The organism is Streptosporangium oxazolinicum (assembly GCF_039537505.1).
In the GTDB taxonomy this organism is placed as follows: Bacteria; Actinomycetota; Actinomycetes; order Streptosporangiales; family Streptosporangiaceae; genus Streptosporangium; species Streptosporangium oxazolinicum.
Map to the genome: position 1 here is coordinate 377,488 of NZ_BAABAQ010000003.1, position 13,894 is coordinate 391,381.

Genomic DNA, 13,894 nt, shown 5'->3' on the forward strand with positions numbered 1-13,894 from the left:
CCGTCATCGTGCCTTCCGGCGGGGGTCGCCACCGGTCCTGTCCACTACCCGGAGACACGATGCCTCCTTCTGTCGACCCATCCGTCTCCGTCACCCTGGCGGAGATAGCCAGGATCGCCGGTGTCGGGCGCGCGGCCGTCAGCAACTGGCGCCGTCGCCACGACACCTTTCCCGCGCCGGTCGGCGGCACGGACACCAGCCCGCAGTTCGCGCTGTCGCAGGTGGAGGAGTGGCTGAGGCGACAGGGGAAGCTCGACGAGGTCGGCAGCCGGGAACGGCTCTGGCCGGAGTTCGAGGCGCTCGGGGACCGCGACACGATGGGGAGGGCGATCGCCGCGGCCGGTGCCCGGCTCGCCCGGGAGGAGGCGGGGCACGCGGCGGGTCCGCCGGACACCGACGCGACCGAGGGCCTTCCATATGACACCCGCCTCTCCGACGCCCAGCGGTCCCTGGTGGAACGCGCGGTCGGCCTGGCGAGGAAACACGGGGCCAGGGACACCTACGACTTCCTGCTCGGCCGCTGGCTCGACACGCACGTCCGGCAGATCGGTGTCACACCGCGCCCGCTGGCGGCCCTGATGGCGAAGGTCGCCGAGCTGTCGCGCGACGGTGAGGCGGGCGATGTCGGCACCGTCCTCGACCCCGCGTGCGGCACGGGCGGTCTCCTGCTCGCCGCCGCCCGGCAGTGGGCCGGCGCGCACCCCTCGGGTATCCCGCTGAAACTGCTCGGCCAGGACGTCGACCCGACCCAGGCGGCGCTGGCCGCCGTACGGATCGTGCTCGCTGGTCACTTACCGGGGCGTGAGACCGCGTGGGAGGTAGACGTCCGGAGCGGGAACACGCTGCGCGCCGACCCCCACCTCGACGTCCGTGCCGACGTGGTGCTGTGCAACCCGCCGTTCAACGAGCGCGACTGGGGATACGAGGAGCTCGCCACCGACGCCCGCTGGACGTACGGCCTGCCTCCCCGCACCGAACCGGAGCTCGCCTGGACACAACACGCGTTGAGCCGCCTGGCGCCCGGTGGGACGGCGGTGCTGCTGATGCCGCCCGGTGTCGCCTCCCGCAGGGCGGGGCGCCGGATCCGGGCCGGGCTGCTCCGTAGCGGCACGCTGCGCGCGGTGGTCGCCCTTCCCCCAGGATCCGCGCCCCCGCACAGCGTCGCGCTGCACCTGTGGGTCCTGCGGGCACCGGCCGGAGGCGGAGCGGGGACGGAGGCCGGAGTGCTCCTCGTCGACGCGGCCGGGATCCAGCCGGAGCCGTCGGGGGGAACGCAGAGGACGGGCAGGGCGGCGATCGACTGGCCCCTCCTGCACAGGCGCGTGGTGTTGGCCATCCAGCCGGGAGACAAGGACAGGGACCGGTCGGCCGACCACGCCGTGGTCCCGGTGATTGACCTCCTGGACGACGAGGTGGACCTCACCCCGGCACGACACGTCCCGAAGCGGGGGAGCTCGGCAAACCTGGGCCTGCGGCGCTCGTGGAACCGGTTCGGCACCCTGCTCCACGAGCTGCGGGACCTGACCGCGACCTTGTCCGCGCTCGAACTGAGCGGCGAGGAACCGGCGGGCCAGGGCACGGTGATCGTGGGCGACCTGCTCCGGGCGGGCGCGTTGACGATGCGGGCCGGGCAGCAACCGGCGGACGGCGCGGTGCGCACCGGCGACGCCCCCGACGACGCCGTGCCCGTGCTCACCGTCACCGACGTGCTGGCCGGAGGCAGGCCGTCCGGCTGGCTGCCCGCGCATGAGGCCTCCGCGGGAGAGACGGCGGGCACCCTCACCGTGACCGTCCCGGAGGAGGTGGTGGTCGTCGGGGCCTACCGGGCGTTCGGCGCCTGGGTGGACACCGACGCCCCCACGGTGCTGGGCTCGCAGCTGTTCGCCCTCCGGGCGGATCCGGCACTGCTCGACCCCTGGTTCCTGGCCGGTTGCCTGCGCGCCCCGGCCAACGCGAGGCAGGCGGGAACCCATGCCTCGACGTCCTCGCGCATCGACGTCCGCAGGCTGCAGGTACTGCGGTTGCCCCTGGAAGAGCAGCGCCGCTACGGCGAGGCCTTCCGGCGGCTCACCGCCTTTGAGCGATCGCTGCAGGAAGCGAAGACAGTCGGCGGGGAGTTGGTCAACGGGCTGACGGACGGCATCGCTACCGGAAGGCTTCCGGGCAACCAGACGTGATCTCTGGGGAGAACTTTTCCAGGTAGAACGGAAACGACCGTCCAGCCGTTCGCGATATCGCGCGCCCGGACGCGGGTGACACCTGTGCCCGATGCTCCTCCCCCAGGTGGCCGCCTGCCTAGCAAGGATCACGACCTGCGGCGCCTGATCGGCGCGAGGATCTCGTTCACCTCCGTTTCCCGACGCAGCTCGGACAGCTCGACACCGAGCTCCTCGCAAAGAACGACGACCGGCTCGGCGAGTTCGGCGGGCAGCGCGACTACCTCGCTCACCACGTCGCGCAGGATGTCCAGCGCGGCGTCGATCTCTTCCGACGGGATGCGGCACTCGGCGACCCTGAGCAGGGCGACAAGCCTCTCGGCACGGACGGCCGGATCGGACGCTCGGCCGAGGTCGTCAGCCTGCTGCTGGTAGAGATCACCTGCCCTGACGCAGTCTCCCACTATGCGCAGGCTGTCGGCGCACGTCCTCCGCGCCCTCAGGACCAGCGGGTCAGCGCCGAACTCGCGCCGCGCGGCGGGAAGAATCTCGGCGAGACACTCGGTGGCGGGCCCGGCCCGCCCCTCCGCCAGTTCCCCGTTGACCTCGACCAGGACCTCCTCGACGTTCCGGCGGCTCACCCAGGTGGCGGCCCGGCGCGGGCGGGCGGCCCGCGAAACCACCGGGGGCCGGTGTACGGCACCAGCGGGAGATCCGGCCGGCTCCCTGAACCTGAGCGTCGGATCGGGGTCAACCCGGGGGTCGGGAGCCGTCTCTCCCAGAACGGGAAGATGAGGCTTCAGCACCTTCAGGACAGCCTGGACGTCGGGGGGCCGTTCGCCGGGATCCTTGGCGAGAAGCCTCAGGATGAGCTCGGCGATGTCGTCAGGCACCCAGGGGGCGAACTCCTGGACCGACGGCGGGACACTCTCCAGGTGCTGGCGGACGATACTCAGCCCCGTCTCGGTCCCGAACGGCTGCCGGCCCGTGCACAGTTCAAAGGTCACGCATCCATAGGCGTACAAATCGGTGTGCAGAGTGAGTCGTTCCTCCCTGATCTGCTCAGGCGCCATGTATCCCTTGCTGCCGACCGACTTTCCCTGCTCGGTGTAGCGGGTGACACCGGGACGCAGGGGCAGGGCGATCCCGAAGTCGATGAGAACGACGGTGCCGTCGCGGTCGATGACCACGTTGTGCGGCTTGAGGTCGCGATGGACCAGCTGGGCCGCATGCGCACAGGCGAGGGCGTCGGCGACCTGGTAGGCGATCGCGATCACCACGGACCGCGCGAACGGCCACTGGGTTTCCAGGAACCGATAGAGCGACTTGCCCTTCACCAGCCGCATCGCGATGTAAGGACGATCTCCATGGGTGCCCCTGCCGTACAGCTCCGGGATGCCAGGGTGCCTCAGGCCAGCCAGCACCTCTCCCTCCCGCCGGAACCGGCCGTGCAGCTCCGTCCGGCCCTGGTGCATGTCTTCGGTGTCGAACCAGTGGCCGACGAGGTCCCGGGCAGGGCGGACGACTTTGACGGCGACCTCACGGTCGTCCTGCGTGTCGTGAGCCTCCCATACCTCGGCCATACCGCCCTGGCCAAGAAGCCTCATCAGCCGATAGCGGCCGTCCAGCATGTCTTCAGGTTCCATGTCCACCTTCCGGTCGGCGTTCACACGTGTCCCGCAAATCGCCCGCGTCGCCCTCTGTAACGGCAGAAGTATAGGTGAACTCGGGAAAGAAATATTTACAGCTTGACTTAGTTCACAGTAGATGCTCTCCTGAGGATACTCGCTTCCGCCTCGCCGCAGGAGCCCCACCTGCAAACCTTGATCGAAGAGAGGGGATCCGATGACGACATGGATTCCACCCCTGGGCACCGTCGGCGACGGCTCGCTCGTGCGCACCGGGCTGCCCTCGTCCCGGGAAGACGCCCGAGACTGTCCCGCCGCCGTCGCGGTCAAGGCCCGCCCCTGGATCCGGGCGGATCCCGGGTCGCCACGCCGCTACGAGCCGCTGCAGAGTTTCACCCTGAAACCGCTGATGGACATGCTCGACCTCATTGAACATCAGGGAATGACGGTCACGCAGGCGATGACGGACCTTCGCCGAACCCACGGCACCTTCGGCAGGAAAGGCCGCCCTCCGGCTCATCCCGGGCTGGTCGAGTGGACCGCCGCCGCGGCGCCCCGCTACCTCGCCGCCCGCGCGGCTCAGGAAGCCGAGGGGGCGGCGCGTACCCACCCCGTTCCGGACGAGTGGGTGGCGGGGAAGGTTCTACGATCACCCGACCGGCGCGGCGCGACGCGTTACGAGCAGACCGCCTGGGGGCGCCGGTACACCTCATCCGACGGAAGCATCCGCGAGCTGTGGCTGCTGTCCTTCGGTGTCGTCAACCGGGAACGTTCCACTGCGGAGCTGGCCGCAGCGGCCCACACTGTCGTCTTCGGCATCCCGAGCGCGGCGAGATACGGCGAGCCCTACCGGCCGGTCAAGGGACTGCCCGCCTTTCGTACGGCCCGTCCCCGGCGGGTCCGGGTGGTGGGCGTTGGCTGTAGCGACGGCGGCAGCGCCGTCCTGCTCGATTGGGACGCCGAGGAGGTTCGCGACCGCTACGCCGAACATGCCGTACCAGCCCTGGGCCGGGCGGTGGACGGCACTGACCGCGTCCCCGGCTCCGGCTGTGTCGGGTGCAGGGCTCTGAACGGGTGCACAGCGCCGCATAGGGCTCCCGGCGTGCTGGCCCTTTCTCCCGGCAGGCCGCGTCCGCGGCGCAGCGTGTCCGCCAGCGACCTGCGAGCCCACGACGAGTGCCCGGCCCGCTTCCATCTCACCCGACAGCTGAAGCTAAGGTCCCCGCGTCCGGAAAGCACCGCGATCCTGAGGGGGCGTGCCGTCGACGCCTGGCTGAACGAGCGGCACGCCGCCCTTCCCTCCCAGGGATGCCGACACTCGAAGGGGCCCGGGGATCCAGGCCGCTGGTCCGCCGGAGGACACGTCCTCACCGGCGACGAGGCCAGAGCGGGTGCCCGCATGATCGCCGAGCACACGGCCCTGTGCCCGCTCGACGGGCTCGGCCCCGGCGAGCAGGTGCGTGTGCAGCCGCAGCTGACCTGCTACGACCCTGAGCTCGACGTCGTCGTCATCTCCACCCCGGACCTTCTCCACACCCGCGGGGGTGGGTGGATCTGGCGGGAGACAAAGACCGCGGGCAACCACCTGTGGGAGGGAAGGCCGCTAATGCGTACTTATCCCCAGCTCGCCTTAGCCGTCCTCATGATGGCTTCCGGGGTGCTCGACGGGGACATGCGCCGCTCCCGGGTCGAACTGGAGATGCTCTACCCAGACGACGGAGGCCTGGAGGAGCTGGACCCCGGACTTCCCTCCGTCGTCGACGAAGCTCGCGCGGTGATCGCCGAGATGGCCGGTCCCTGGCTGCGGGACACCGCCTACGCCCCGAAGCCCGGCCGGCACTGCGGCGACTGCGAGGCCCTCGACTGGTGTCGCCCCGGTCGCGAGCACCTCGACACGCTGCCTGGTTCCTCCCGCTGAAAGACAGGCTCGGGCCGACCTTCGCTCGATCCGCCGAACGCGCCCTTCTCCGAGGAATCCACCAGGAGACCGTCCATGCCATCACCCCAGCCTTCCGTGTCCCTCGCGGACTGGTCCACGCACGCCGGTGTCACGCTTCTGCACACGATCGCTACGGCCGTGGTCCAGCTCGCGGAGATCACTGATCTGGAGGCGTTCGCCCTTCCCTATCCCGCCGAGGCTCAGCGCGCCCTGGACCGTATGGTGCTCGCCTGTCTGTTGCAGGAGGCTCGGCCCCCCAGGAGCCTGCCGGAACTTCTTGTCTGGTGCCGCACTCGTCCGGTCGAGGATTGGCCGTTGGAACTCCCCCGGGACGCCTTCGGCCCGGACGACCTCCTGATCGATCCCGATTCCACCCGACCCACCCAGCTGTGCCACGAGTGGTGGATCCGCACCCGTGACAGCGCGGCAGAACAGTACGACCGCGCGGTGATCCACTCCGCAATGCGGTTGTGCCGCGAGAGTGAGGCCCCTGAGTCCTACACGGCCTTCCGCCGTCTGCTGGTGGAGCGTCCCGTCCTCACTGGCAACGACATGTTCGAGGTCGCCACGGACCTCTACCTGGATCCGGTCCGGGAACTCATCGAGCAGATATACCACCGCGTTCCGGACAGCTTTTGCAGCGACGGCGCGTACGTCACGTGCGCCCGCTGCCTGACCCTGCTCGTGCCCCTCACCGACGGTGGCTGGTGGTGCGAGCGTGACCACTGCCGACGACAGGGACAGCCACCACCGGGACGGACGCTGCGCGCCGACGAGATCGGCACGCCGTGGCAGCTCAGCCGTCCGCTGCGGCAGTTCGTCACCGGCCCCGGCCGGGCGGAGGCCGACCTGGAGAGGAAACTGCGGACCCTGCGCCTCCCGGTCGAGATGTGGCCCGGCTTCGACACCTACGACCTGCGGATCACCTTCCCCGACGGCTGGGTATGGGCGGTCGACGTCAAGGACTGGGCCCACCCGGGCCTTCTCGGTCAGGCCGCCATCGAGGTTCGGCAGCAGCCTCCGTACGACGAGGCCTGCTGGGTGGTTCCCCGGTACCGCGTCGACACCCGCCCGGACTACCTGGAGGTATACGCCCGTAATCGCACTCCTGCGGCGGGCGGCCTCCCGCTGCTCACCGACCGGCAACTGGTCGCGGCCGCGCGCGCCCGGCTGCGCGGCGAGACCAGCCCTGCCGCCCACCTCGCGCAGGCCGGCGACGGCACACCGGCGAACGGAGCCTTCGATGCGTGACACGGAAAGCTGGTACCAACCTCTCGTCGCCGGCGCCTTGGGATTCTGGCCCCCAGAGCAGGGCGAGATCAGACCGTCCCTGCTGTTCCAGGTGGAACTCGGCCTGCGGCTCATGGAACGCCTCGATCCCGAGCGGCCCGCTGATGGTGTGTGGGTCCTCCTCGGCGGCTACCCGTTCGCCCGCGCCGGCGGCCTCGTCACCACGCCAGGCGCGGAAAGGCTGCTTGTCTCCGCCCGCCACCTGCTGTGGACCCTGCGCCGCCGCCGGACGTGGCTGCAGTCCCTGGAGGCGTACCAGGAGCTTCAGGAGCGGCTACGCGGTTACCGCCTGCCTTCGGTGGACGGTCCCGCCCGGCGGGTGGAGCCCTCCGTCGCCGCCGGTCGCTTCGCGACGTACGACGCCGCCCTGGAGAGCACACCCGGCTTCACCCGGCGCGAGCTGCCCCTCGCGGGTCCCGGCTCGCACCGCTTCGTCGAACGCCGCCGGATCACCTCCGTCACCCTGCCCGAGTCGTTGCGCCCGGCGCCCGCTCCCAGCCATGAGCTCACCGTGAGGGACACGCGGAAGGAGTGGCCTCTGCACATACCTCTGGCGGAACTCTCCGACACCGCCCGATGGATGGACGACACCGAACGGCAGGTCGGCCGCCCCCCCGGCGACTGGGAGCGGCGCCTCGCCGCCCTGAGCCTGGACATGCGCACCGACGACGGCCGGGGGTTCGCGCCCGCCGACGTGCTCAGCCTCGACGGGCTGCTGCACCTGGTCGGCATGGTCGGAGCGGGCAAGAGCACGCTGATGTCGCTGATCGCGGTCTGGGCGGCCAGGCGCGGGATGCGGACCACCCTGGTCGTCGGCGACGTCGCCGAGCAGCTCACGCTGACCGCCCTCTTTCGCGAGCTCGGCCTGGACGCGGCCCCCGTGCTGGGCACCACCACCCGGGAGACCCACGTGCAGCGACTGCACCGCCGCCTCGCCGCCCGCGCGCCCGGATCCCTGCTGGCCCACGACGACCCGGGCTTCGACGACCTGAGCACCGTCTGTGTCGTGGACGCCCTGCGCGGCAACGAGGCCGTCGAACCGCTCCGTTACGCGGACGCCCCGTGCACCGGCCTTCACCCCGCCCGTAAAGCGCCGAAACCCGTTGCCGACCGGATACTGCCCGACCTCTACCCGATCGGCGGACCGGTTCGGGGCCAGGAGCCGCCGGACGCGCTCGGTCGGGCACACGGCTGCCCGGTCTGGAGCGCCTGCCCCCGGCACAGCGCCGCCCGGGAGCTGGTCGACGCCCTGATCTGGGTGGCGAATCCCGCCAGCCTCGTGCAGAGCCCCGTGCCGAACCACCTCAACGAGGAACGGCTGCGCTATCTGGAGCTGGCCTGCCTGCGCAGCGACATCGTGATCGTGGACGAGGCCGACCGGGTGCAGATGCAACTGGACACCATGTTCGCCCCGTCGGCAACCCTGGTGACGAGAGGACCGGAGTCCTGGCTCGACAAGCTGGACACCCACAAGATCGACGAGCTGGCTCGGCAGGGAAGGCTGCCGCTGTCCGAGCGCAATGTCGAACGCTGGGCCGTCTCGCTCGACGTGGTGAGCGTCGCCACCAACCGGCTGTACGCCATGCTGATGAGTGACGAGGACCTGCGTACCTGGGCCGACATCGAGTACTTCAGCGCCTGGACCCTGCAGGAGAAGCTGATCGCCGGCTGGTATCCGGCTCCCGGCGACACCTCTCTGGACACCCCGGCCGTCTCCGGCCTCACCGACGACGTGCCCGACGAGACGATCCTCTACGAGGACGAGGAACAGCTCGCGCAGGGCGGATCCGCGTCGTGGCCGGTTCAGCAGAAGACCTTTCCATGGGCCGACCGCAGGCAGGAGGTGACCGCCGTCTTCGACACCTTCCGCGACGACCCGCTCGGCGACCGCGGGCCCTACGAAACGGACGCCGACCGCCTTGTCCAAGCCACCCACGACCTGCTTCACACTCTGAACGAGAAGGGCACGCGGCAGCGGGTGCGCAAAGTCCTGAACCTGCTCCTCGAAGGCTCCCCACTGCTGGACGGCTCCCTGCCGGCGCCCGTCCGCCGACACACCGGTGAACCCGACTCGGCTGACGTCCCCGGCAGCCTTTCCTGGTACGACCGCACCACCAAGCGGCTGGAGTTCACCCTTCTCCTCTCCGCGCTACACAAGCGGCTCGACCGGCTTACCTTCCTGTGGCCGCAGGTCGAGGCCGCGCTCAATCTCGACTCGACCGACAACGAACTCTCCAGGCGTCCGCCGCTCGACTACGCCCCGATCGTCCCCGAAGCCCCGATGGGCAACGTCATCGGCTTCCAGTACCTGCCCGAGGAGCAGGACCGCGATCCCGAGGGCCGCCGCAGCGGCACCCTGCGGTTCTTCCGCTGTGCCGGAGTCGGCCGGGAGCTGCTGCTGTCGCTGCCCGGTCTGGGTGCCGTCTCCTCCAACGGGCGCCCGGGGACCCACGTGTTGTTGATGTCGGGCACCAGCTGGGCGGGCACATCCACACGCGCCCATGTCCTGGCCCCCGTCAAGGCGGTGCTCAAACCGGATCCCCGTGCTCTCGACGCCATCCGGAACACCGTTTTCCGCACGCACTTCCTCTACGACGACGACGACACCCCGCTGAGCCTGTCGGGTCAGGACCAGACCGTGCGACCGGTGGTGCTGCGCCGGATGATCGCACGCCTCGGCCGTCCTGGCCGGGGCGGGTTGCCCAGCCCGCTGGAACAAGAACTCGCCCTGATCGGCGACGACGGCCGCCGCAGGGCCCTGCTGCTGGTCGGCAGCTACCGGGAGGCGACCGCCGCCGCGGACGCCCTGCAGGAGATGGAGCGCTGGCGCGGCCGGGTCCGGGTGCTCGCCGCCGACGACGCTGACCTCGAACAGGCTGTACGCGGCGGGGGCCTCGGCTCCGACGGCCGCGTCCACGCCGCCGCCGTACGCCGGGGAGACCTGGCCTCCTTCGCCGAGGACCCCGACGCCGAGCTTCTGGTCGCCCCGCTGATGGCGATCGAACGCGGCCACAACATTCTCAACGCGCGACGCACCGCCGCCTTCGGAACCGTGCTCTTCCTCGCTCGCCCCCACCCCCGGCCCGACGACCTGTCCCTGGCGATCTTCGCGATCAACGACTGGGTGGCCCGCTTCGTACGCGACCACCCCAACCTCGAAGGAGCCACCTTCGGAGATCTGGTGGCCAAAACGGAGGGGCTCGACGCGGCGGGGCTCGCCTTCCGTCATGAGGCCCGCCGTAAGTGGCGCAGGCTGCTCTCCCGCCGCTACGTCTACTCCCGGCTTGACCCCACGGAGAAGCGGTCCTTCGCCTGGGACCAACTGGTGGCGATCTGGCAGGTCATCGGGCGCCTGGTGCGTGGCGGCGTCCCGGCCAGGGTGGTCTTCGTGGACGCGAGGTTCGCCCCGCGGTACGCGGTGGCGACCGCACCGGGAGCCGACACGGCGCGGACCGCTCGTCTCAGCGGCCCCGGCCCCGGCGACGGCCTGCTGGCCGAGTTGCGAACCGTTCTCGCCCCCTACTTCGTCGCCGACGCCGACCCCAACCTCTTCGCCGACCCGGCGGACCCCGCTCTCGTCCAGATGCTCTACCGGCCGCTCTACGACGCGCTCCGCGGCATGACCGCCGGCCCCGCACGTCCCTGACAAAATCCTCACGCCCAGGAGCCCCGATGGGATTCACCTACAGCGAGATCCGCCGCGCCGCCTACCTGCTCGCTCCCGGCGCCGCTCCGCTGACCTCCCGATACCGTGCTTTGCCCTTTCCCGAACAGTGGCGCGACAGCCTGCTGGCATTGTGCAACACGGGCCGGGACGCCGAGGCGGAGCCGTACCGTACCGTCCCCACCTACCGCATGGACGGCGTACTGCAGAGTCTCGCCCCCGACCTGGTGGTGCGGGGGCGAGGCTCGGAGAAACACGGCGACGAGAAGGACTTCTGGCTGTACGCACCCGCCGACATCCCCCACCCGCTGCCGGACGCGGCGTTCGAACGATTGCTCACCGCCTGGGTGCGCAACCTGCGCCCGGAACCGGAACACCGTGCGAGGGTCGTCGAAACCCTCGCCGAACTGCGTGCCGACCCCCCGCGCTGGCGCGAGGTGGAGGTGGACCTGCTGGGCTGCGACACCACCGACGGAGGCACCGCGCTCCCGCTCGGCAGGCAGTTCCAGCTCGCCACCGACCATCTGGCCCGTCGCGTCCTCGCCCTGCCGCCCTACGACACGGGGGCCGGTCTTCTGCGGTTCAGAGCCGTTCCGCGCGGCCCGCGCCAGCAGGGTGCGGAGCTGATGTCGCAACCCCTGCCGCACGAGGGCAAGGACCGCACCTGGTGGTTCTCCGTCGTCGTCAACGTCTCTCTGCACACCGTCCCGTTCTCGCCGCACCTACGGCTACACGTCCACACGGGCCTGAGGCGGTGGGCCACCCATCCCGCCGCGAACGGCCGCCTCTATCTGCCCTTCCGCCGCGACACGTCGGTCTATCTGCGCCCGACCGTGCCATGGCTTCCAGGAACACCCGCCTGCGAGCGTTACGCGGTGGCCCGGCTCACCTGGGACCGCGACGAGCGGGCCCACGGCTGGCGCGAAGCGGGCCCCGCCGGAATCCTGCGGGCCATCGCCCTCGGGCAGCCTTTTCCCGACCCGGCGGAGCTGCTCACCGCGCCTGAACGATGGATCGGCGAGGGGCCCGGCGTACGCGCCGCCGTGGTGCACAGCAACCACATGGGCCAGCACGGCGTCAAAGCCGGCCTGATGTCCAATCAGCGTTCACAGCTCGTCGAGTGGGCCGAACAGGCACTTCCCGCGGGACTGGTGCGCGCTCCCGACCTGAGGCGCAGCGGGATCTCCTCGAACACGCCCGCCAACGCGCGGCCCAAGCCTCGGGGAGACGCCAAGAAGGCCGAGGAGGTACGGACCGCCCATGCTCGCCGTGCCGCACTCGCGGTCGCCATGCGAACCCTCTCCGACGAGAAACCGCCACCCGCCGGCGTCCCGGTCGTGGAGGCCCGCCTCCTGTGGCAGACCGCCACCATGCGCGACACGGCCATCGCGGCCCTCACCGAGGTGCTCGCCCTGGACGGTGACGGCGGCGCCCCCGCGGCCGAGGTCTTCGACATGGCCAAGCCAGGTGACCCGGTCCTCCTCCGGTGGGAGGCACCCGAACTCACCGTGCGGCTGCGCTGCCTGCCGCTGTCGGGAGGTCTCGCCGACTCCCTCGACATCGACCCGGCGACCCGTGGCAGGGGGCGGGCTCTCGCCGCGGCCATCACCACCCGCCGAACCGCCGTCGCCGCCGTCCTGACCGCCGACGGCGCCGATCCGGACACCGCGGCCCTCGCCCTGGTGGAGATCGACCGGCGGGCCGACTTCACAACCCCGCTCCACGATCCCAAGTTCGCCCTGCGACTGGGCTGTGCCGACGCCGGAGTGATCACCCAGTTCACCGCCGTCCCTCAAAAGGCCAGGGGCTACAACTCCGAGAAGAACGCGGCCTATCGCGCTCGTTCGGCCTGGCTGGACGGGTTCCGTCAGCTCGGCGTGCGGGTCGTCCCCGAGCACACGCTGGGAGACCGGCTCCCCACCGATCTCCACTACGCCGCCGTGTGGATGGTGAAGCGCCGCGCCGACGGTCCCACCCGGGTGGCTCGGCACACCCCGGTCACCGTCCTGGTCGGTCCTTCGGAACCGGGATCGGGCCAGACCGTGATCCGCGGCTGGGACCCGGATCAGCACGTCTGGATCCCCTACCCGAAGTTCCTGCTCCGGTTGACCAGACTCGCCGAACTCCCCGGCTTGTCGGATGAGATCGACGAGGGCTACGCACCCGGCACATCAGACGAGGTCGAGGAGGACCCCGCGCCCAGCGCGGAGATGCCTCCGTCCCCCGCCGGCGACGGGCAGCCCCAGCCCCGTGTCACCTTCCAGGAACGGCGGAGGAAGGGAGAGGAGCAGCGCGCGAAGACCGCCCGCTACCTGCAGAAAATGCTCCGCTCCCTGCACGGTCGCCCCACCCTGCTACTCGCTCACTCCCAGAACGGCCGGACCAACTGGCCCTGGCTCCAGGACGGTCAGGTCGTACCGGATCTGATCAGAACCGGCCACGCGTCGGCCGGTCGACTCGACTCCGACCTGCGGCTGGTCAGGGTACGCGACACGAGCGGGCGCGAGACGCCACAGTGGTGGGGGATCGGCAACCCCTCAGGGGTCAACGGCCTCGCCGCGGGCCTGTGGACCGATGCCTCTGGTTCGCGGGTCTTCTACAGCACCACCGACAAGGCCGGAACCTTCCGCGCCTCCTCTGTGGAGGCCGACAAGCTGGCCCCTCGTCCGCTGCGGGCGGGAAAGCGTAAGGGCGAGCCGACCATCGACACCGAGATCCCTGCCTGGAACCCCGCTCTCATGGAGGTCACCGTCCTGGGTTGCCACCCGGCCACCTCCGGTGAGGAGGGAGACACTCCCGAGGCCCTGGCCATGGCCGTCCACCAACTGCGCCAGGCGGCCGACTATCTCGACGCCCTGTCCCTGCCGCTTCCTCTGCACCTGGCGGCGCTCGCCCAGGAGTACGTGCTCCCCACCCTCGCGGAGGAAGAGGAAGCCGTCGATGATTCAGCCGTCACCGATGACCGAGGGTAGGTCACGCGTTTCTCGATCGCGGGCGACGCGCATCGGCGCCACCATGTCTGCGGTCTCGGCCCTCGCTCTGCCCAAACAATCCGGTAATGAGTCGACGCATAACCCAGACCGGGCGAGATCAGAGGGCCCTACAGAGGAGAACACGGAGTCGATACACCGCTTTCTTATGACAAAACTACACAATTTGCGCTTTTCACATGAACTAAAACGCCTCACAAAGGGTAAGGCGTGACGGCAAAGCCGTC

At 70.4% G+C, this 13,894-nt stretch carries 6 protein-coding genes; 5 read left to right on the forward strand and 1 reads right to left on the reverse strand.

Translation table 11 applies throughout. The annotated features are described in order from the left end of the window. Nucleotides 1–59 precede the first annotated feature (59 nt). Complete coding sequence (locus ABD817_RS11260; protein ID WP_344917759.1) at nucleotides 60–2,177, forward strand: N-6 DNA methylase; 2,118 nt, start codon at nucleotides 60–62, stop codon at nucleotides 2,175–2,177. A gap of 128 nt (nucleotides 2,178–2,305) precedes the next feature. Here ABD817_RS11260 and ABD817_RS11265 read toward each other — a convergent pair whose 3' ends face one another. Then, a complete protein-coding gene (locus tag ABD817_RS11265; protein WP_344917760.1) occupies nucleotides 2,306–3,802 on the reverse strand; it encodes a serine/threonine-protein kinase in 1,497 nt (498 codons plus the stop codon). A 199-nt stretch (nucleotides 3,803–4,001) separates the two neighbouring features. Between ABD817_RS11265 and ABD817_RS11270 the strand changes: the two genes are divergently transcribed. The 4 genes from ABD817_RS11270 to ABD817_RS11285 all read left to right on the forward strand — a co-directional run bounded on the left by ABD817_RS11270 (nucleotide 4,002) and on the right by ABD817_RS11285 (nucleotide 13,649). Next, nucleotides 4,002–5,702, forward strand: a complete 1,701-nt coding sequence (locus ABD817_RS11270) for a PD-(D/E)XK nuclease family protein (RefSeq protein ID WP_344917761.1) — start codon at nucleotides 4,002–4,004, stop codon at nucleotides 5,700–5,702. Between the two features lie 75 nt (nucleotides 5,703–5,777). After that, nucleotides 5,778–6,974: a pPIWI_RE_Y domain-containing protein gene (locus ABD817_RS11275; protein WP_344917762.1), complete on the forward strand. Its 1,197-nt coding sequence runs from the start codon at nucleotides 5,778–5,780 to the stop codon at nucleotides 6,972–6,974. Beyond that, the gene (locus tag ABD817_RS11280; protein WP_344917763.1) at nucleotides 6,967–10,659 is read left to right on the forward strand and encodes a pPIWI_RE_Z domain-containing protein; all 3,693 of its coding nucleotides are present in this window, start codon (nucleotides 6,967–6,969) and stop codon (nucleotides 10,657–10,659) included. Before ABD817_RS11275 ends, ABD817_RS11280 begins: the two co-directional genes overlap by 8 nt. Before the next feature lie 26 nt (nucleotides 10,660–10,685). Next, on the forward strand, nucleotides 10,686–13,649 hold the full coding sequence (locus ABD817_RS11285) for a pPIWI_RE module domain-containing protein (RefSeq protein ID WP_344917764.1): 2,964 nt from the start codon (nucleotides 10,686–10,688) through the stop codon (nucleotides 13,647–13,649). Nucleotides 13,650–13,894: the final 245 nt, after the last annotated feature.